The organism is uncultured Sphingorhabdus sp. (genome assembly GCF_937872355.1).
Taxonomy (GTDB): domain Bacteria; phylum Pseudomonadota; class Alphaproteobacteria; order Sphingomonadales; family Sphingomonadaceae; genus Sphingorhabdus_B.
Genome location: NZ_CALMSV010000177.1, coordinates 14378 through 32913, shown reverse-complemented (window position 1 = coordinate 32913; position 18536 = coordinate 14378). Strand labels below are relative to the sequence as shown.

General features: G+C 56.4%; 20 protein-coding genes and 1 pseudogene. 6 read left to right on the top strand and 15 right to left on the bottom strand.

Features of this window, described 5'->3' with window-relative positions; genetic code table 11:
- Positions 1–281, bottom strand: a pseudogene (locus tag Q0239_RS12065) (hypothetical protein); the annotation flags it as partial.
- A gap of 200 nt (positions 282–481) precedes the next feature.
- Here Q0239_RS12065 and Q0239_RS12060 point away from each other — a divergent pair.
- Positions 482–1129 (top strand): murein L,D-transpeptidase catalytic domain family protein, encoded by a 648-nt coding sequence (locus Q0239_RS12060; protein ID WP_298603175.1) that lies wholly within the window; start codon positions 482–484, stop codon positions 1127–1129.
- 3 nt (positions 1130–1132) lie between these two features.
- On the opposite strand, the gene Q0239_RS12055 is transcribed toward Q0239_RS12060, so the two are convergent.
- Positions 1133–1666 (bottom strand): superoxide dismutase family protein, encoded by a 534-nt coding sequence (locus Q0239_RS12055; RefSeq protein WP_298603172.1) that lies wholly within the window; start codon positions 1664–1666, stop codon positions 1133–1135.
- Positions 1667–1698: 32 nt separating this feature from the next.
- Positions 1699–2610: a phosphoserine phosphatase SerB gene (serB, locus tag Q0239_RS12050; protein ID WP_298603169.1), complete on the bottom strand. Its 912-nt coding sequence runs from the start codon at positions 2608–2610 to the stop codon at positions 1699–1701.
- Between serB and miaA the strand changes: the two genes are divergently transcribed.
- The 5 genes from miaA (at position 2609) to Q0239_RS12025 (ending at position 7651) form a co-directional block, all read left to right on the top strand.
- Positions 2609–3532 carry a tRNA (adenosine(37)-N6)-dimethylallyltransferase MiaA gene (gene miaA, locus Q0239_RS12045; protein ID WP_298603166.1) on the top strand — a complete coding sequence of 308 codons (924 nt, stop codon included), beginning with the start codon at positions 2609–2611 and terminating at the stop codon, positions 3530–3532. The genes serB and miaA overlap by 2 nt on opposite strands.
- A gap of 99 nt (positions 3533–3631) precedes the next feature.
- The gene (locus Q0239_RS12040; protein WP_298603163.1) at positions 3632–5377 is read left to right on the top strand and encodes an acetolactate synthase 3 large subunit; all 1746 of its coding nucleotides are present in this window, start codon (positions 3632–3634) and stop codon (positions 5375–5377) included.
- Positions 5377–5892, top strand: coding sequence for an acetolactate synthase small subunit (gene ilvN, locus Q0239_RS12035; RefSeq protein ID WP_298603160.1), 516 nt, complete (start codon positions 5377–5379; stop codon positions 5890–5892). The genes Q0239_RS12040 and ilvN overlap by 1 nt, the downstream gene beginning before the upstream one ends.
- A 43-nt stretch (positions 5893–5935) precedes the next feature.
- Positions 5936–6955 carry a ketol-acid reductoisomerase gene (gene ilvC / locus Q0239_RS12030; RefSeq protein WP_298603157.1) on the top strand — a complete coding sequence of 340 codons (1020 nt, stop codon included), beginning with the start codon at positions 5936–5938 and terminating at the stop codon, positions 6953–6955.
- Between the two features lie 75 nt (positions 6956–7030).
- Positions 7031–7651, top strand: coding sequence for a YceI family protein (locus Q0239_RS12025; RefSeq protein ID WP_367276095.1), 621 nt, complete (start codon positions 7031–7033; stop codon positions 7649–7651).
- On the opposite strand, the gene Q0239_RS12020 is transcribed toward Q0239_RS12025, so the two are convergent.
- From Q0239_RS12020 to Q0239_RS11965, 12 genes are all read right to left on the bottom strand, one after another.
- Positions 7652–8122, bottom strand: coding sequence for a GNAT family N-acetyltransferase (locus Q0239_RS12020; protein ID WP_298603154.1), 471 nt, complete (start codon positions 8120–8122; stop codon positions 7652–7654).
- Positions 8122–9099 (bottom strand): nitronate monooxygenase family protein, encoded by a 978-nt coding sequence (locus Q0239_RS12015; RefSeq protein WP_298603150.1) that lies wholly within the window; start codon positions 9097–9099, stop codon positions 8122–8124. Before Q0239_RS12015 ends, Q0239_RS12020 begins: the two co-directional genes overlap by 1 nt.
- A gap of 61 nt (positions 9100–9160) precedes the next feature.
- Positions 9161–10819 carry a 2-isopropylmalate synthase gene (gene leuA / locus Q0239_RS12010; RefSeq protein ID WP_298603147.1) on the bottom strand — a complete coding sequence of 553 codons (1659 nt, stop codon included), beginning with the start codon at positions 10817–10819 and terminating at the stop codon, positions 9161–9163.
- 220 nt (positions 10820–11039) lie between these two features.
- Positions 11040–11492: an AHH domain-containing protein gene (locus tag Q0239_RS12005; protein WP_298603143.1), complete on the bottom strand. Its 453-nt coding sequence runs from the start codon at positions 11490–11492 to the stop codon at positions 11040–11042.
- Between the two features lie 54 nt (positions 11493–11546).
- Positions 11547–12293 (bottom strand): hypothetical protein, encoded by a 747-nt coding sequence (locus Q0239_RS12000; RefSeq protein ID WP_298603140.1) that lies wholly within the window; start codon positions 12291–12293, stop codon positions 11547–11549.
- An 85-nt stretch (positions 12294–12378) separates the two neighbouring features.
- Complete coding sequence (locus tag Q0239_RS11995) at positions 12379–14313, bottom strand: potassium transporter Kup (protein ID WP_298603181.1); 1935 nt, start codon at positions 14311–14313, stop codon at positions 12379–12381.
- Between the two features lie 134 nt (positions 14314–14447).
- Positions 14448–15098 (bottom strand): cytochrome c biogenesis factor, encoded by a 651-nt coding sequence (locus tag Q0239_RS11990; RefSeq protein WP_298603136.1) that lies wholly within the window; start codon positions 15096–15098, stop codon positions 14448–14450.
- A complete protein-coding gene (locus tag Q0239_RS11985; RefSeq protein WP_298603133.1) occupies positions 15095–15502 on the bottom strand; it encodes a cytochrome c-type biogenesis protein in 408 nt (135 codons plus the stop codon). Before Q0239_RS11985 ends, Q0239_RS11990 begins: the two co-directional genes overlap by 4 nt.
- Positions 15499–16029: a redoxin family protein gene (locus tag Q0239_RS11980; protein ID WP_298603130.1), complete on the bottom strand. Its 531-nt coding sequence runs from the start codon at positions 16027–16029 to the stop codon at positions 15499–15501. Before Q0239_RS11980 ends, Q0239_RS11985 begins: the two co-directional genes overlap by 4 nt.
- Complete coding sequence (locus Q0239_RS11975) at positions 16026–17960, bottom strand: heme lyase CcmF/NrfE family subunit (protein WP_298603128.1); 1935 nt, start codon at positions 17958–17960, stop codon at positions 16026–16028. The genes Q0239_RS11980 and Q0239_RS11975 overlap by 4 nt, the downstream gene beginning before the upstream one ends.
- The gene (gene ccmE / locus Q0239_RS11970) at positions 17957–18406 is read right to left on the bottom strand and encodes a cytochrome c maturation protein CcmE (protein ID WP_298603125.1); all 450 of its coding nucleotides are present in this window, start codon (positions 18404–18406) and stop codon (positions 17957–17959) included. Before ccmE ends, Q0239_RS11975 begins: the two co-directional genes overlap by 4 nt.
- A complete protein-coding gene (locus Q0239_RS11965) occupies positions 18403–18534 on the bottom strand; it encodes a hypothetical protein (protein ID WP_298603122.1) in 132 nt (43 codons plus the stop codon). Before Q0239_RS11965 ends, ccmE begins: the two co-directional genes overlap by 4 nt.
- Positions 18535–18536 lie beyond the last annotated feature (2 nt).

Genomic DNA, 18536 nt, shown 5'->3' with positions numbered 1-18536 from the left:
GGTTTCAAGCTGTCTGGTGGCCCTTTCTTTATCGGTTTGGGCTTAGGCTCGGGCTCGGGTTGGGGAGTTGGCACGACCGCCGGCGCTGTGGCCGGTTCGACCGCGGGCGATGCAGCTGGGTCAGGTTGAGCAGTTGCCGGCTCGGTGGCCGGTGTTTGCGGCGCGGCCGGATCCTGCGCAACCGGAGTCTCGGCTGCAGGCGTTTGTGCTGCGGCGGGAACAGCCAGCAGCAAACCAAGTGCGCTCAATGCCACTCCGCGCGTCTTCAACACAAACATCATTTATCCCTGTTGCTTCACAATATTACGAAAGTGGTAGAGATATGCGGAAAATCACTTCCAAAATCAATTGGTATCGCCGCAATTCCAGCCCGATTTACGACCAATGGACGAAAATGACAAATGCCCAAAGCGGTAATTGGCAAGCCGAAATGCCGGAAATTTGCGTTGAAACGCGCGCACGCTCCTTCAATTGTTAAAACATGTCGCCTATTTTTAGAGAAATGAAAGAGCTGGGTCGCCGTCATTTCATACAACGTGCCGCGTTAGCGGGGGCCGGACTTGCCTGTGCATCGGTCCCACTTGCGGGCGCGCGTGCGCAATCGATGAACGCGGTTGAACTTGATCCTCGCCTGCTTGCACGCGCAGGTGCGGCGTTAGCCAAACATGGTGACAAGATCTTCAGCCGTGACCTGTTGGCGATTGCCGATTTTTCGCAACCTTCAGGCCTGCCGCGTTTTCACCTGTTCAACATGATTGACGGGACCAACACCACGCTGCTGGTATCGCACGGCATTGGTTCCGACCGCACGCATAGCGGTCGCTTGCAGCAATTCTCCAACATCCCGGGTTCGGAAGCGACATCCGCTGGTGCTTATCTGATCGGTGAAACCTATTATGGCAAATATGGCGCGTCGCGCCGTTTGATCGGTCTCGATCCCGAAAATGACCAGGCCGAAAACCGTGCCATCGTCATCCACCCTGCCCGTTATGTCAGCCAGTCGATGGTTGCGACGCAAGGAAAGGTCGGACGCAGCCAAGGTTGCTTCGCCTTTTCATTCGACGATATTGGGCAGGTGCTGTCGCGACTTGCCCCGGGCTCACTGCTTTACGCAGACAAGCTGAGCTAACGCTTACTCTGCGTTTATAACGCCGCAAACTATCCTTTTGCCGCTGTTTCCGCTTGGATCGGTGATATTGTCATCCGCACGCTCGTGAACAATCAAGGCTGCGCCGTCGGTATCGAGCATTCCACGCTCGCCCACCAGACGCACATTGGGCAGGAAGAAATCGACAACTACATTGATGTCTGAATAAGCTTCAATATTGGGCAAATCGCCCTTATGCGGCCCGGCCGGATTGTGCAGCCCATGCTTTTTGGTTTCGGGGTTCCAGTGCGGCCCTGCACTCGCAAAATCTGGCCCTTCACATTTGCCCACCGCATGCACATGCATCGCATAGCTACCTTTTCCGGGCACTTGGAGCCACAGCTTTCCGCGCACTCCGCCCTTTTCCTGCAGGAATTTGGCGGTTCCGGAGCCATCGGTATACTGCAACGATGCAGCAGCCATATTTGCACGAGCGTCAGCTTTTGATTGAGGTTTTTCGAGCGACTTGCACGCTGCGAGCGGTGCTAGAGCGAGGAGAAGGATCAGTTTTCGGTTCATGCCGATAAACTTATGCGCGCCCCGCGCCTTCATCAACCCATAACCCACTCGGTCCGTCGCACACCTTGCGCAAACAGCAGGGCAGTCAAATCATTGTGCCGAATAGCAAAATTGGATTTATCAGCAAGCGCGGGCTTGGCATGATAGGCGGCGCCGATACCGCCGCCTTCAATAGCCGCTTCGACCATCAATATATCGTTCGCGCCATCGCCCGCTGCGAGCACAAGTTCGGGGTTAAGACCCAATTGTTGACGGGCCTGATGCAATTGGCGCGCCTTTTCTCGGGCGTCGACAATTTCACCGTCAACGGTTCCATCCAGATATTCACCCGAAATACCAAGCCGGTTGGCAGCCATGCTATCGAAACCGGCCATATCAACAACCGCTGCAACAAAATCGGTAAAGCCGCCTGATACCAGCAGGCCGTGTGCCCCCCAGCTGCGCATCGTCTTGAGCAAAATGTCGGCGCCGGGAGTCAGGCGGACGCGTTCGTCGATACATTGGCGAATGGTATCACGGTGTAATCCCTTGAGAAGGGCGACGCGCGCTCGCAACGCGCCTTCGAAATCGAGTTCGCCCTGCATTGCGCGCTCGGTGATCTCGGCAATCTCAGCCTTGATTCCCGCATAGTCAGCCAACTCGTCAATGCATTCGATGGTGATGATCGTGCTATCCATATCGGACACCAGCAGCATCTTGCGCCGATTAGAGGCGGGTTGAACGACGATGTCTGTTTGGCTTTCGAGTGGGCGCAAGGCGTCGCGCACAGCGGCGATATTTCCGGCAAAAGCGATATCGATTGCCTTTTCCGCTTCGAACCAATGATGCCCTATCGGCTCGGCTCCAGCACCACGTAGCCGGTCCTCAGCTTCTGAAACCAGACCGGTTTCGAGACGATCTGCGGCTATCAGTGTGGCAACATTTGTGGAAGAAGCTGAAGTCATGACGAATCCGCAAAAAAGAGTGGCGCTTATTGCTGGTCCCACGGCCAGCGGCAAGACTGCATTGGCATTGCGGCTTGCCCAATCGCAACCGGTGACAATCATCAACGCCGACAGCGCCCAGGTCTATGCGCATCTGCCAATCCTGAGTGCGCAACCCAGCGCAGCGGAAATGGCGACTGCGCCGCACCGGCTGTTCGGCTATCTCGACGGACGTGAAGCCTGTTCAGCAGCTCGCTGGGCGCAGGATGCGAAAGACGAAATACAAGCGGCATGGGAAGAAGATCGCCTGCCCGTGCTTGTCGGTGGAACCGGCCTATATCTGCGCGCGTTACTAGATGGCATCGCGCCGATACCGGAGATTGACCCGGACGTGCGCCGCTTGGTTCGGTCGCTGCCGACTGCTGCTGCGTTCGAAGCTCTCGCGAGCGAAGATGCGGCCAGCGCGGTTGTTCTCTCTCCCAATGACGACAGCCGTATCAAACGCGCACTTGAGGTCATCCGCTCCACAGGCAAGACTATCGTTGAATGGCGAATGTTGCGCGAGGGCGGAATTGGTAGCGACATTGATTTGCGCCCGCTCATCCTTCTGCCTCCGCGCGATTGGCTGCACGAGCGATGTGATCGACGCTTTGCGACAATGATGGAGCAAGGCGCGATTGAGGAGGTCCAGGCGCTGCTCGCGCTTGACCTGCCACCCGATGCGCCGGTGCTGCGCGCGATTGGTGTTCCTGAAATTGCGGCGATGCTTCGAAGTGAAATTCCCATGGAGGAGGCCGTCGCCCGAGGTCAAGCGGCGACGCGCCAATATGCCAAACGGCAGTATACCTGGTTTCGCAACCAACCACCGGCGCAATGGCCACGTTGGACGGAAGCATATTGTGTTGCTGATTTTGATAAAATTGAAACATTATTTCATTTTTAACTGTTGACATGCCATTTTCTAATCCGTAACAGCCCGCACTTGCCCGCCTTGTTGCGATGCAGCAATAGGCGGGCTTCGTTTGTTTAAAGGACAGGAAAAGTGGCCGAAAATTCCGGCGCAGACATATTGATCGAAGCCCTGCTCGCCCAGGGCGTGGACACCGTTTTCGGCTATCCTGGTGGCGCCGTGCTGCCGATTTACGACGCGCTTTTCCAGCATCCCAAGATCCGTCACGTGCTTGTCCGCCACGAAGCTGGCGCGGCGCATGCTGCTGAAGGCTATGCCCGGTCGACCGGCAAGCCTGGTGTTGTCCTGGTTACCTCTGGCCCGGGCGCGACCAATGCTGTCACCGGCATCGCCGACGCTTTCATGGATTCGATCCCGATGATCTGCATCACCGGGCAGGTCGCAACCAACCTGATCGGGTCGGATGCATTCCAAGAAGCCGACACGATCGGCATCACCCGCCACTGCACAAAGCATAATTATCTGGTGAAGGACCCGGCCGAACTGGGTGCAGTCGTCGCCGAGGCATTTCATATTGCGACCCAGGGTCGTCCGGGCCCGGTCGTTATCGACATCCCGAAAAATGTGCAGGTCGCTACGGCCGAATTTGACCGTCATGGTTCGAATGCCACCAAGCGCTATATCCCAGCAGGCGACGCCGATTTTGCTGCAATTACCCAAGCGGTTGAATTGCTGGCAAAGGCAAAAGCACCGATCTTGTATACCGGCGGTGGCATCATCAATTCAGGCCCGGATGCGAGCGCCGCGCTGCGCGAACTCGCCACGCTTTCGGGTGCTCCGGTCACCTCGACCTTGATGGGGCTCGGCTCCTTCCCTGCCTCCGACCCGGCTTGGCTCGGCATGCTGGGGATGCACGGCACCTATGAAGCCAATATGGCGATGAACCAGTGCGATGTCATGCTGTGCCTCGGCGCGCGCTTCGACGACCGCGTCACGGGCCGCCTTGATGCCTTTTCGCCGAACAGCACCAAGGTTCATATCGATATCGACCGTAGTTCGATCAACAAGACCGTGCGTGTCGACCTGCCCATCGTCGCCGATGTGGGTAAGGCGATCCGCCAGATGATCACCATCTGGAACAGCCGCAAACTGCAGCCGCAAAATCTGGATGAGTGGTGGGCGCGGATTAAGGGTTGGCGCTCTGTCGGCTCGCTGAACTATCCGGCAAGCCAGTCCGAGATCATGCCGCAATATGCGATTGAGCGGCTTTATGAGCTTACAAAGGACAAGGCGCCGATCATCACCACCGAAGTGGGGCAACACCAGATGTGGGCGGCGCAGCACTTCCATTTCGATGCACCCAATAAATGGCTGACCAGCGGCGGGCTTGGTACCATGGGCTATGGCCTGCCGGCTGCCATCGGTGCGCAGATGGGTAATCCGGACGCGTTGGTCATCGATATTGCGGGTGAAGCATCGATCCAGATGAACATCCAGGAGCTGGGCACCGCGACGCAATACCGCCTGCCGGTCAAGGTCTTCATCCTCAACAATGAATGGATGGGCATGGTCCGCCAGTGGCAGCAGCTAACCTATGAAAGCCGCTATTCGAACAGCTATTCAGACAGCCTGCCCGATTTTGTCGCGCTTGCAGAGGCCTATGGCTGGAAAGGCATTCGTTGCGACGATCCGGCGAAGCTCGACGATGCCATCGCCGAAATGCTGGCTTTTGACGGGCCGGTGATGTTCGACTGCCGCGTATCCAAGGAAGCCAATTGCTTCCCGATGATCCCCAGCGGCGCGGCGCATACCGAAATGATCCTGCACTCCGACGAAGTTTCGGGCACGATGGACGACGAAGCGAAGGCGCTCGTATAATGCATATCAAGGAAGAATTTGCCGAGCGGCATGTGCTCACGCTCACCGTCGATAACGAAGCAGGTACACTTGCCCGCATCGCCGGCATGTTCACTGCTCGTGGCTATAATATCGACAGCCTTACCGTGGCCGACATTTCGGAAGACCATGCGATCAGCCGGATCACCATCGTCACCAAGGGTCCGCCGGAGGTGATCGACCAGATTATTGCGCAATGCGAACGACTGGTTCCGGTACACAAGGTGACCGACCTCACAGACGCAGGCCCGCATGTCGAACGCGAACTGGCGCTGGTCAAAGTATCCGGCGCTGGAGACAAGCGCGTCGAGGCGATGCGCCTTGCCGACATCTATCGCGCCCGCGTAATCGATGCGACCGTCTCCAGCTTCATCTTTGAAATTACCGGCGGACCGGACAAGATCGACACCTTTGTCGCGCTGATGCGTGAACTGGGGCTGGTCGAGGTCGGTCGGACTGGGATCGTCGGGCTGATGCGCGGCAGCGACGCAAGCTAATTCAGGCCATTGGCCAACACTTCAAAACAGGAAAGCGAATATCATGAAGGTTTATTACGACGCAGACTGTGATCTGGGCCTGATCAAGGACAAGAAGGTCGCCATTGTAGGCTATGGCAGCCAGGGCCACGCACATGCGCAGAATTTGCGCGACAGCGGCGTGAAGGATGTAGCCATCGCGCTCCGTCCCGGCTCGGCAACCGCTGCAAAAGCAGAAGGTGCGGGCTTCAAGGTGCTGTCGAATGCGGAAGCCGCAGCTTGGGCCGATGTTGTCATGATCCTCGCGCCCGACGAGCATCAGGCCGCCATCTATGCCGATGACCTTCACGCCAATATGAAACAGGGTGCAGCCCTCGCCTTCGCGCACGGCCTCAACATCCATTTCGGCCTGATCGAGCCGCGCGCCGACCTCGATGTGATTATGATCGCACCCAAGGGGCCCGGCCACACAGTGCGCAGCGAATATCAAAAGGGCGGCGGCGTTCCCTGCCTGATCGCCGTCGACAAGGATGTATCGGGTAACGCACATGACGTAGCGCTTGCCTATGCCAGCGCCGTCGGTGGCGGCCGTTCGGGCATAATCGAAACCAATTTCCGCGAGGAATGCGAAACCGACCTGTTTGGCGAGCAAGCCGTGCTCTGCGGCGGCATCACCCATCTGATCCAGGCTGGCTTCGAAACGCTGGTAGAGGCGGGTTATGCACCTGAAATGGCTTATTTCGAATGCCTCCACGAAACCAAGCTCATCGTCGACCTGCTCTATGAAGGCGGTATCGCCAATATGCGCTATTCGATTTCGAACACCGCAGAATATGGCGACATCACCACCGGTCCGCGCATCATCACCGAAGAGACCAAATGGGAAATGAAGCGGGTGTTAGAGGACATCCAGTCAGGCCGTTTCGTGAAGAATTTCGTTCTTGATAACCGTGCTGGCCAGCCCGAGCTGAAAGCAGCGCGCAAGGCCGCGGCTGCGCATCCGATCGAAGAAACAGGCGCACGCCTTCGTGCAATGATGCCTTGGATTGCCAAGAACAAGCTGGTCGACAAGGCCAAGAACTAAGCAATTGGCCGCAAGGCTGTTGACTTTCAAGGGGATGGGGCAACACATGCTCCATCCCCATTTTAGTTGGAGCCCATGATGCGCAAGTTCCTGATTGCCCTCCCCCTCATCCTCGCAACCCCGCTTTTCGCTCAGCAAGATGCCGCGCCACAACTTCCAGGCGTTGCAGATGCTGCGCGGGTTGCCGCTGGGACTTACGCGGTCGACAGTCGCCATTCGCAGGTCAACTGGCAGGTCAACCATTTCGGTTTCAACGATTATTTCGGCTTGTTCGGCGACATCAAGGGCACACTCCAGATCGATCCGGCCAACCCATCTGCAGCCAAAGTGGATGTCACCATTCCGATTGCGTCAGTCGCTACATCCAGCCAAGGTCTGACCGATCATCTGAAGACCGCCGATTTCTTCGATGTCGCCAAATTTGAAAGCGCGCGCTTTGTTTCAACCAGCGTCACTGTTGACGGGCAAAAGGCCGTCATCAAGGGCGATCTCACCATGCTGGGCGTAACCAAGCCTGTCGAACTTGAAACGCGCTTCGAAGGTTCCGGCAGCAACCCGATGAACAAAAAGGCAACCATCGGTTTCCATGCCGCCACAACGATCAAGCGCAGCGAATGGGGCATGACCAAATATGTCCCGATGGTCGGCGACGATGTTAAATTGCGGATCAGTGTTGCTTTCGAAAAGGAAGGCTGATCAGCCTCGATAGGTCATCGCAACATCGCAGCGGGCATATTGGTGCTGTGCTTCGGCCAGCAAGTCCGCATCATGTTCGAAGCCGCATTTTTCATACAGATGAATAGCGGCTTCGCATTTTTTGTTGGTGAGCAAATAGAGCCGTTCGGGTGCCATTGAAACAGCCCTTTCAATGAGCGCATTGAGCAGAAACTCGCCCGCTTTCAACCCTCGCAAGTCGGAACGCACACCCATTTTGGTCAATTCGAGTTGACCGGAGCCAGACCATTTGAGCGCTCCGGCGCCAACAATGCCCCTGCCCTCAACCTCAACAAATAAAATGTCGCCATCCTTGTCGATGATCGTCGCACGGGGATTTTGGAGGACGTGGCGATCCACATCCTCCATCTCGAACATTCCGCTTATCCACTCTTCGTTGATGTCGTGAAACAGCGGCGCAAGTTCGTCCCGAAATTCGACGATGCGCAGCATTACCAGCCTTTGCGATAGGCTCCATCGAGCCGCGCCTTGGCCGCACGATATTCGCGCTCCAACCGGTCTACCATTTCACCAACCGACTGCACTTCCTTGACCGCACCAATGCCTTGACCCGAACCCCAGATATCCTTCCAGGCCTTGGCTTCGGTGTTGCCGCCCGAACCGAAGTTCATCGTGCTGATATCGCCCTTGGGCAGGTTGTCCGGATCCATGCCAGCCTTGACGATCGACTGGCGCAGATAGTTGCCATGTACGCCGGTGAAGAGGTCGGAATAGACAATATCGCTGGCCTTCGCTTCGACGATGTTTTCCTTATAGCCTTCGACCGCATTGGCCTCTTTGGTCGCGATGAAGGCACTTCCGATATAGGCGAAATCGGCTCCCATCGCCTGAGCTGCGAGGATCGATTGGCCGTGCGCAATGGAACCGGAAAGCGCGACCGGTCCGTCAAACCATTCACGGATCTCCTGCATCAGAGCAAAGGGCGAAGTTGTGCCTGCATGGCCGCCAGCACCTGCTGCCACCGGAATGAGGCCATCTGCGCCCTTTTCGATGGCCTTGTGCGCGAAGCGATCATCAATCACGTCATGCAGCGTGATACCACCCCAAGCATGCACCGCCTGATTCAGATCCTCGCGCGCACCCAACGAAGTGATCGTAACCGGCACCTGCCATTTGGCGCAGATCGAAATATCCTCTTCCAACCGGTTATTTGAACGGTGCACGATCTGGTTGACGGCATAAGGCGCCGCCGGGCGATCCGGATTGTCGCGGTTATGCGCCGTCAATTCTTCGGTAATCTGATGCAACCACTCGTCGAGCTGGCTTGCCGGACGAGCGTTGAGTGCCGGGAAACTGCCCACGACGCCCGCCTTGCACTGCGCAATCACCAGCTCGGGTCCGGACACGATAAAAAGCGGCGAACCGATCACCGGCAAGCGGAGATTATCAAAAATGGCAGGCAACGACATCGGCAACTCCTAAGGCTTAATCACTTGTTTAAGCCGTAAAGAGCGTAACGCCCTGCCCTTGTCAAATGCCGTTTGCAGCACTCAGTAGCGCACGCACGGTTGCCGTAGCGACATCGGTATCGATACCTGCGCCAAAAAGACTGCGTCCATCGGCGGTGCGGCATTCAACATAGGCTGCGGCCTGCGCGCCAGCGCCGTGACCAATGGCATGTTCGCTATAGTCAACGATATCCATTTCCGGTCCGCCATGGTCGGCAAGCGCTGCAATCACGCTAGACATCAGGCCATTGCCACGCCCGGAAAGGTTTCGGAACTCCCCGTCCACTTTCAATTTGCCGACAAAAATCCGATCCGTGCCCGAATGGTTTTCAGCATAATCGAACAGTTCGAAACGTCCCGATTTGGTGATGAAATAGCGATCCTGAAATGCACCCCAGATATCCGCTGAGGTCAGTTCACGACCGGTCGTGTCCGAAAGCTCCTGCACGGTACGGGAGAAATCGGCTTGCATCTTCTTGGGCAGCTTCAAACCATAATCCTGCTCGAGCACCCAGGCGACGCCACCCTTGCCCGACTGCGAATTGACACGAATGACGGCTTCGTAACTGCGTCCGAGATCGGCAGGATCGATGGGCAGATAGGGTACTTCCCATATCTCGTCATTGCGCTTCGCCTGGTGTGCAAATCCCTTTTTGATCGCGTCCTGATGACTTCCCGAGAAAGCCGTGAACACCAATTCGCCAGCATAGGGATGGCGCGGATGCACAGGCAGTTGGTTGCAATATTCGACCGTTTGGATGACTTCATCGATATCCGAGAAGTCGAGCCCCGGATGCAGCCCCTGCGTATACATATTCAGCGCAACGGTGACGAGGTCGACATTGCCGGTCCGCTCCCCGTTGCCGAACAGGCAGCCTTCGACACGGTCACCACCAGCCAGCAGACCCAGCTCGGTTGCAGCAATACCTGTACCTCGATCATTATGCGTATGCAGACTGATAACGACGGCCTCACGGTTCGGAATATTGCGCCCAAAATATTCGATCTGGTCAGCATAGATGTTGGGCATTGCCGCTTCGACCGTGGCCGGCAGATTGAAGATGATCGGCTTTTCAGCCGTCGGCTTCAGGATTTCCATCACCGCGGTGCAAACTTCGATGCTGAAATCGAGTTCGGCGGTCGAGAAGGTTTCGGGCGAATATTCAAAATGCCAATCGGTCTGCGGATATTTCGCTGCCTGTTCGGCCAAGATTTGCGCGCCTTCAATGGCAATGGCTTTCACACCCGGCTTGTCGAGATTGAATACGATATTGCGCCAAGCCGGCGAGACTGCGTTGTACAAGTGGACGATCGCTGTCTTGGCACCAGCCATAGCTTCGAACGTCTTTTCAATCAGATCGCGGCGGGACTGTGTCAGGCTCTGGATCGCCACATCATCCGGGATACGACCGCCGTCGACCAGTTCACGGATGAAATCGAAATCGGTGGCACCCGACGACGGGAAGCCGACCTCGATTTCCTTGATTCCAACCTTGACCAACAGATCGAAAAAGCGGTTCTTTTTTTCCGCCCCCATCGGATCGATGAGCGCCTGATTGCCGTCACGAAGGTCTGTTGAGAGCCAGCGCGGTGCCTTGTCGATCGTTCGGCTGGGCCATTGGCGATCAGGCAAATCGATTTGCGGAAATGCGCGGTACTTGCGGGATGGATCGTTCAGCATCTTATTTCTCAATATATTGGGCGCGCAGTGGCACCTCATGTTCCGGTTCTGGTTTTCGTTGTAACCCTTAGGCCGGGCGGCTCCGGACACAGCCGGACGCATTCACGCGCCTAAGGGCGCGTAAGTCGAAGAAGAAGCGAGAGCGAACGAGCTTTCATGATGCCCGCGCCTTTTCACACAAAATTTCAAACGTCCAGAAAAAAGCGCAACAGAAGGTGCCTCAATGCGACGGAAACAGGTTCCAGAGACGATAGGCAGCGATCTCGACCGACTCGAAATCCAGATCAGAGTTTGCCGGATTGCGTCTGCCCTTTCGGAGCGGAACTTCGTTATTTCGCAATGCTGTTTTCAGCATGCCTTGCAAATTATGCAGTTCCAGCAGTTGGGCGTGAAGAGTCAACTTTTCCAGCGCGGCTATGCACTCGCTGACGACTTGGTTGTAAACTGGATGTGGCCCGCGATGCAGCGGTAGGCCGAAGGCTGCGGCATTTTGTTCAGTACATGGAAGGTAAAGGCCATTCCGATGGAAATCGTCAAAGTCGAATCCCATCGCACGGACATTGCCAAAAAGAGTTTTAAATGCGGGTTTTTCGATAATTTCGACCGGAATGATATGGTGACAGTGAAAGCCCGGAACCCTGACGCGTCTTTTCACTTCACGAAACGATGGCATAGGCGCTCACCCCCTGTTGCAATCCCAAGCTATTGCAGGTGGCGCGAAAAGCAATCAACCAAGCGTTACAATTTGCTCCGCATTGGATTTAATCCGGCATTGCAGCACGGTACCGTCAGCATTGGGAGCCAGATGGATAACGGATTCAGGTTCAATATCCGGCACATCTTGTTGATCCTCAACAGCGCCATTAATCGCCAGGTCGTGGGCAAGACGGATTGCCCTACGAACCAGATCCGGGCGCTCCAGTTGATCTGACCGGAGCTCAAACTCCTGTCCGCAAAACAGGTCAAGGCCATTCGATCGCAACATGTGTTCGACATCGTCGAACTCAAAATCGACAATCGGCAATACCGGAAACACGCCACCAGATAGGTAGGAATCGACAACTTCTACAAAATAGTCTGTGTCGGTCTGAAGCGCCGATGGTTGCCAGACAACAGCTTTCGCGCTGAGTTGTCTGGCGAATGAAGCGCCCAGCGAAAGAAACATCTTTCCGATTGCAGGTATCTTAAGCCCATCGCCGACATGAGGATGCAAGGAAATCGCCAAGGCGCTGCGCACCATATCGTCGTTGATCGTAGAAAATACCTTCTTCCTACGCGTCGCATTTGCTTGCCCGACATTCCAGTCGCAAACAACAGTAATGCCATCGCAAACCAGCGTTATCCTTGAACTCTCGGCCTGGCCAAGCCCGTCAACGACAATATCCGCACTATCGGCAAGAAGAGCATCAAACTTTGATCGCGCTTCAGATTGCGAAATACCAAACAAGAGCAGCAAAGGCGGACTTAGTTCCAAAGTTCTAGATTCCCTAGTTCCTTTTTTGTTCTAGTTGTATTTTCCCGATGAAGCAACCTGCTTTCAAGTAAAGCTCCGATATGGACTAAATTTCTACCTGACTGCCCAGTTCAACCACACGGTTCGACGGAAGTTTGAAAAACTCCATCGCGTTCGCCGCGTTGCGCAGCATCCAGGCAAAAACCTTTTCGCGCCAGATTGCCATTCCGGGCACCTTGGACGCAATCAACGTCTGTCGCGAAAGGAAGAAGCTGGTTTGCATCATGTCGAACGGCGGACCGCACAGATCAACCTTTGCAAGTGCTGCCGGCACGTCGGTTTCCTCGAGGAAACCGTAACGCAGGATAACCCTGTAAAACCCTTCGCCCAACGGCTTGCAAGCGACGCGCTTGTCATCTTCGACATAGGGCATTTCTGCAATGTCCACCGTAAGGATGATGACGCGTTCGTGCAGGATGCGGTTGTGCTTGATGTTATGGAGCAGCGCGGACGGCACACCTGCGCTGGTTGACGCCATGAAAATTGCGGTTCCTGGCACCCGTTGCGCACTGCCACTCGCCGATTTGATGAAAATCTCCATCGGCATTGTGCTTTCGGCCATGCGTTCACGCATCAGCGCCCGTCCACGCGACCAGGTCGTCAGCAGCGTGAATATGATGAGTCCAATCAGCAGCGGGAAATAGCCCCCCTGTGGAACTTTGAGCAAATTGGCCCCAAAATAGGCGATGTCGACGATGAAGAAGACTGCGAGGATCGGGAGCGCCTTCCATTTCGGCCATTGCCACAGGCTCAACAAAACGACCGAAATCAGGCAAGTGTCAATGAACATCGCGCCCGTCACCGCAATACCATAAGCGGCCGCGAGATTGCTCGATGAACGGAAGAAGAGCACCAGGACGATGACCATGATCATTAGGCCCCAGTTGATCGCCGGGATGTAGATCTGGCCAGCCTCGCTCTCGCTGGTGTGCAGGATGCGCAACCGCGGCATGAAGCCAAGCTGGATAGCCTGCTGGGTAAGCGAGAAGGCACCCGAAATCACTGCCTGACTTGCGATGATGGTCGCAAGTATAACAAGGAATACGATGGGCAGACGCAGGGCGTCAGGTAGCATCAGGAAAAAGGGATCTTTGATCGCAGCCTGCGCCTCGGCAGGGCTCATTGACAGGATCATGGCGCCCTGCCCCATATAATTGAGCATCAGCGCGGGCAGCACAAACCACAGCCAGGAAAATTTGATCGGCCGCCGCCCGAAATGCCCCATATCCGCATAAAGCGCCTCTGCGCCCGTCACAGCTAGAACGACAGCGCCCAGCGATACAAAGGCCCTGAACCCGTCAACGTAGAAGAAGTTGACCGCATTCCATGGGTTCAAAGTGTAAAGGACAATCTCCGGCATCCTCACCAGATACATAAGGCCGAGCGCGGACAGGGTCAGGAAATACAAAACCATGATCGGGCCGAAAAGCGCCCCAACTTTGGCGGTTCCCCGCGCCTGTATCGCGAACAGGCCAACAAGAATTGCGAGGGCAATCGGCAGCACCCAGCCCTTGAAGCCAGGGTGCACATAATTGAGGCCCTCGGTCGCCGATAGTACCGACATGGCAGGCGTAATCATGGAATCGCCGTAGAATAGCGCGGTCGCGAATACACCCAGCATGATAATCGGCGCGGTCCACTTCTCGCCCTGCGTCTTGCGACTGATCAGCGCGAGCAGAGCGAGGCTTCCGCCCTCCCCTTTGTTATCGGCCTTCATGATGGTGAAGACATATTTAAAGGTCACCACCAGCATCATCGACCAGAAGACGAGACTCAACACACCGGTAATGTGCATCGGATCAGGCTCGATCGGATGGTGACCGGCAAATGTTTCGCGGAAAGCATATATCGGACTGGTACCGATATCGCCGAAGACCACGCCAACGGTGCCGACGCACAACGTGAAGAGCGAGGCCTTTTTATGGCCATGCCCTGCATGTTCCTGCTGATGTTCGGAAATCTCGGATTCGCTATTTGCCATGCGCCCCCCAAAGGCGAATTGATCGGCTATCTCACTCCATTCGGAGAGCAGCGCGCGCCGATAGCACGCCATCATAGCCCAAACAACGCACTATCGTTGTAAATTCGAAAGATATAAATATCTGTTATACATATCTATTTTTTGGAAGCAGGTGCTTGCGGCGCACCTGCAAGCAGCGACTCAAGCCCAGAAAGTTGCGACTCAACGGCTGGACGCCATTTGGCGTTGGGAGTCGCACGCTCTAGAAGCTGTTTCCACTTGGCGATTGTCACATCTGGTTTGCGGTCAAACAGGGCTGCCAATCCTTCAAAATAGTCAGGTGCTGGCAGGTTCGGAGCCAACTGGCGGGCCTTGTCAAAGGCAAGCTTTGCGGGCGGCGTCAGTTCACCGTCGGCCGCCAGCATAAGCACCAAACCGAGAGCTGACCATAAATCGGCATTTTCCGGATGCTCGCGCAACCCAGCCTGGATATAGCCTGAAGCAGCCGCGTAGCTTCCGTCCCGGGCAAAGCCATCGGCCGTAACCAGCCACATTTTTGCGACACCATAATTTTGGTCCATATCGCTGCGCATCTTGAGCAACGCCTCGGCAGCACCCTGTTCCGCAGCAATTGGCTGGGCTGGAGCCGACGGCAATTCAGGGCGTCCCTGCCATGCATATCCTGCCATTGCGAGGATAACAGTTGCCATAACAGGCTGCCACAATTGTCGGCGCCCCTGAACAAAGGCAAGGACGGCCAGTGCAGACGCAAGCCCCATCCCGGTCATTACTATCCAGCCGCTCATTTTCTGTCCTTGCTGAAACGACCGCGCGCGACCAGTGCTGCACTACCCAGTAACAACACCGGTAATAGCCAAAGCACCAAGCCGCTTCCACTGGCAGGTGGGGCAAAGCTGATCCAGTCGCCATAACGCTCTATCAGCCAGCTTTCGATCTCGGCCTCGCTCTGACCGGCCTTGATCCGTTCGCGCACCTCATGGCGCATGGCTGCCGCAATCGGCGCGTCGCTGTCATGGATGGACTGGCCCTGGCACTGGATACAGCGCAGCCGCTGCATTAACTCAAGTGCACGCGCCTCCTGCACCGGATCGGCTAACTGCTGGTTGGCAAGCGGCGGCGGCGCTCCGTCCTGCGCGAACAACGGCAATGACGAAACTGCAAGCGCAAAGGCGAGAAGAATGCGCATCATTGCGCTTCCCTAAGCTTTTCGAGCAACGGCGCGACATGTTCGGCTCGGATGTCCCCGATATGCTGGTGAATGATGCGCCCTTTGCCATCGATCAGATAGGTTTCCGGCACGCCCGATGAGCCAAGCTTTAGCTGGATCAGCATGTCCATATCGGCACCAATGCGAACAAATGGGTTGCCATGTTCAGCCAGAAATCCGGCTACGTCTTCAGGCTTGTCCTTGATCGCGATAGCATGGATTTCAACTCCGGCCTCCTTGATCTGCTCAAGGAACGGCGCCTCTGCCTTGCATGGCAGACACCAACTGGCGAAAATATTGAGCATGCGCGGCTTACCATCGGCAAAGTCTTTGCTCGAAAGCCCCTGCACCCCCACTGTTGCCGCAGGCAGCGAAAATTCGGGCAATGGCTGGCCGACCAGTTTCGACCGGACATATTCGTCTTTCGGTTCAACAAGGCCGTAAAGGAATATACCGCCAAGAAAGGCGAACAGCGCCAACGGCGCCCAGATCAGCCAGTTCCTTCTCATGCGCCGCTCCACGGGTTGCCGCGCGAACGCTTGCGGCGGAACAGGCCAATCCGTCCGATCAGGGCAAGCGCTCCGCCGAATGCGATCAACAGGCCGCCATACCAGATTAATGTCACAAACGGCTTCCACCATAGACGAACCTGCCAGCGATCAGACACGTCGCCTTCCGCAGGAGCGGCAATAACGGTGTAGAGCTGTCCGTCCCATCGGGTCAGCAAAGCCGCCTCGCTGGTTTGCTGCTTAGGGTTAGAAAACTGGCGTGATTGCGGCCGCATTTCGGCAGCGTCACCACCTCGGCGAACCTGCATCTGTCCCTCTAGCGCCACCCAATTGTCGCCAACCACCGGACGGACATCGGCGAGCTTGACCTCCCAACCGGATACAACCGCAGTCTCACCGATACGCATTGCCGCAAGTTTCTCGCTCTTCCAGCCAGACTCTGCAGCCATTCCGGCGACGCTGACGGCAAAACCGAAATGGGCCAGTGCCATACCCCAGACAGACAATGGGGTGCGCAAGAGATTGCGCCCGAGCAGCGGCAAGATCGAACCGAGCGCAGTCGCAACGGCGAGCGACAATGCCAGGATAGGCCAAACACCAGCCTGAGCCTGCGTCACCATCAGCACGGCGAACAACAAGATGAAAATCCCTGCTGGGATCCACAAAGCCTTGTGCTGCACGAGCAGATCACCGCGCCAGCGCAATAATGGGCCCACAATCAGCAAAAGCATCAGCAATAAACCAATCGGCACGGTGGTGCGGTTGAAATAAGGTGGACCAACCGAGATCTTGTCTCCCATCGCTTCGGCTGCGAGCGGCCATAAAGTGCCAACCAGCACGATGGCGAGGATAACCGACAGGAAAATATTATTACCGACAATCGCGCCTTCGCGGCTCAGCAAAGCAAAGGTTTTGCCCTCTCGCACTACGCCGATGCGCAGGCCAAACAAGGCGAAGGCACCGCCAACATAGATTGCCAGCAAGCCAAGGATGAACGCCCCGCGTTCCGGATCGACCGCAAAGGCATGCACGCTGGTGAGGATACCGGAACGGACAAGGAAAGTCCCAGCCATCGCCATCGCAAACGCGACCAGTGCCAACATGATCGTCCAAGCCCGCAATGCGTCGCGTGTCGCCAATACGGCTACCGAGTGCAACAAAGCCGTTGCCGCGAGCCAGGGCATGAGTGAGGCATTTTCGACCGGGTCCCAAAACCACCAGCCGCCCCAGCCCAACTCATAATAGGCCCAATAGCTTCCCGCAGTGATCCCGATGGTCAGGAAAATCCAAGCGAGCAGAACCCACGGCCGCATGGCGCGAGCGAAAGTCGGCCCGACCTTGCCGGTTAGTAGTGCTGCCACAGCAAAGGAAAAAGCCACCGAAAGCCCGACATAACCGATGTAAAGCGTCGGCGGATGGAAGGCGAGACCTATATCCTGGAGTAGCGGGTTCAGCCCCGCCCCCGCCGGAGGCGCTGGGGCCAGCCGCCCCAACGGATTCGATGAAAACAACAGGGAGGGAAAGAAACCCAGGGCGGGCAGGGACTGTGCAAAAAGCGCTGCACCCAAAGTCTGCTGGTCGAGCCGTTTTTCAAACAGCGCGATCGCCGCGCCGGCCAACGACAGCACTGTCACCCAGAGGAGCATTGACCCTTCATGATTGCCCCAGCTTCCAGCCAGCTTGAAAATCATGGGCTTATCGATGTGGCTATTCGACGCGACCAGCAAAACGGAAAGGTCAGTGACAGCAAAAAGCCAGATCAGGCAGCCAAAGGCGATCAGGCAAAGCAATCCCTGCACCACCGCTACAGGGCGGGTCAGCGAAGCCAACGCAGGCGAGAAACCACGCCAGTGGCCAATACCGGCAAAGGCCTGCAACAGTGCAAACGCCGCCGCCAGCCAGAGCGCTGCAAGTCCGAATTCAGCGATCATTCCGCGAGTGTATCCTTGCTGTGCTCTGCAGCGGACATATCAATGTCCTTCAACTCGCGCGGCACATAATTTTCATCATGCTTCGCCAACAGGCTTTCAGCAATAAAAATGCCGCTTTTGTCCATCCGGCCATCGGCAACTACCCCCGACCCTTCAACAAAAAGGTCGGGTGTAATGCCTTTGTACATAACAGGCTGAGTCGCATCGCGATCCTGAACGACAAAGCGCACAGTCAAGCCGTCCGCATCGCGCTTGATGGACCCGCGCTGCACCATCCCGCCGAGACGGATCGCCTTGCCCGGCTCAACGTCGGCCTTGGCCAAAGTGGCAGGCGTGTAGAAATAGCTGGCCTCGTCGCGCAATGCCGAAGCCGCGAGCAACGCTGCACCAATCAGGGCAACCAAAGCGACAACAGCCAAGACAAGACGTTGATGCTTGGGTTTCATTTCCGGCTCTTCAGATCGTCGGCGAGTGCTTCGGATTTGCGCATTGCAATCCAACTGCGCGCAACCAGCGCCAATGTGCCGATTGCGGTGACAAGGAAAGCGGCAATAATGAAGGGTGTGTGGTTCATCG

Excerpts from the sequence above, each read along its gene's own strand:
- Q0239_RS12060 (WP_298603175.1), top strand. The coding sequence starts at position 482 with ATGTCGCCTATTTTTAGAGAAATGAAAGAGCTGGGTCGCCGTCATTTC.
- Q0239_RS12055 (WP_298603172.1), bottom strand. The coding sequence starts at position 1,666 with ATGAACCGAAAACTGATCCTTCTCCTCGCTCTAGCACCGCTCGCAGCG.
- miaA (WP_298603166.1), top strand. The coding sequence starts at position 2,609 with ATGACGAATCCGCAAAAAAGAGTGGCGCTTATTGCTGGTCCCACGGCC.
- serB (WP_298603169.1), bottom strand. The coding sequence starts at position 2,610 with ATGACTTCAGCTTCTTCCACAAATGTTGCCACACTGATAGCCGCAGAT.
- ilvN (WP_298603160.1), top strand. The coding sequence starts at position 5,377 with ATGCATATCAAGGAAGAATTTGCCGAGCGGCATGTGCTCACGCTCACC.
- ilvC (WP_298603157.1), top strand. The coding sequence starts at position 5,936 with ATGAAGGTTTATTACGACGCAGACTGTGATCTGGGCCTGATCAAGGAC.
- Q0239_RS12025 (WP_367276095.1), top strand. The coding sequence starts at position 7,031 with ATGATGCGCAAGTTCCTGATTGCCCTCCCCCTCATCCTCGCAACCCCG.
- Q0239_RS12020 (WP_298603154.1), bottom strand. The coding sequence starts at position 8,122 with ATGCTGCGCATCGTCGAATTTCGGGACGAACTTGCGCCGCTGTTTCAC.
- Q0239_RS12015 (WP_298603150.1), bottom strand. The coding sequence starts at position 9,099 with ATGTCGTTGCCTGCCATTTTTGATAATCTCCGCTTGCCGGTGATCGGT.
- leuA (WP_298603147.1), bottom strand. The coding sequence starts at position 10,819 with ATGCTGAACGATCCATCCCGCAAGTACCGCGCATTTCCGCAAATCGAT.
- Q0239_RS12005 (WP_298603143.1), bottom strand. The coding sequence starts at position 11,492 with ATGCCATCGTTTCGTGAAGTGAAAAGACGCGTCAGGGTTCCGGGCTTT.
- Q0239_RS11995 (WP_298603181.1), bottom strand. The coding sequence starts at position 14,313 with ATGGCAAATAGCGAATCCGAGATTTCCGAACATCAGCAGGAACATGCA.
- Q0239_RS11990 (WP_298603136.1), bottom strand. The coding sequence starts at position 15,098 with ATGAGCGGCTGGATAGTAATGACCGGGATGGGGCTTGCGTCTGCACTG.
- Q0239_RS11985 (WP_298603133.1), bottom strand. The coding sequence starts at position 15,502 with ATGATGCGCATTCTTCTCGCCTTTGCGCTTGCAGTTTCGTCATTGCCG.
- Q0239_RS11980 (WP_298603130.1), bottom strand. The coding sequence starts at position 16,029 with ATGAGAAGGAACTGGCTGATCTGGGCGCCGTTGGCGCTGTTCGCCTTT.
- Q0239_RS11975 (WP_298603128.1), bottom strand. The coding sequence starts at position 17,960 with ATGATCGCTGAATTCGGACTTGCAGCGCTCTGGCTGGCGGCGGCGTTT.
- ccmE (WP_298603125.1), bottom strand. The coding sequence starts at position 18,406 with ATGAAACCCAAGCATCAACGTCTTGTCTTGGCTGTTGTCGCTTTGGTT.
- Q0239_RS11965 (WP_298603122.1), bottom strand. The coding sequence starts at position 18,534 with ATGAACCACACACCCTTCATTATTGCCGCTTTCCTTGTCACCGCAATC.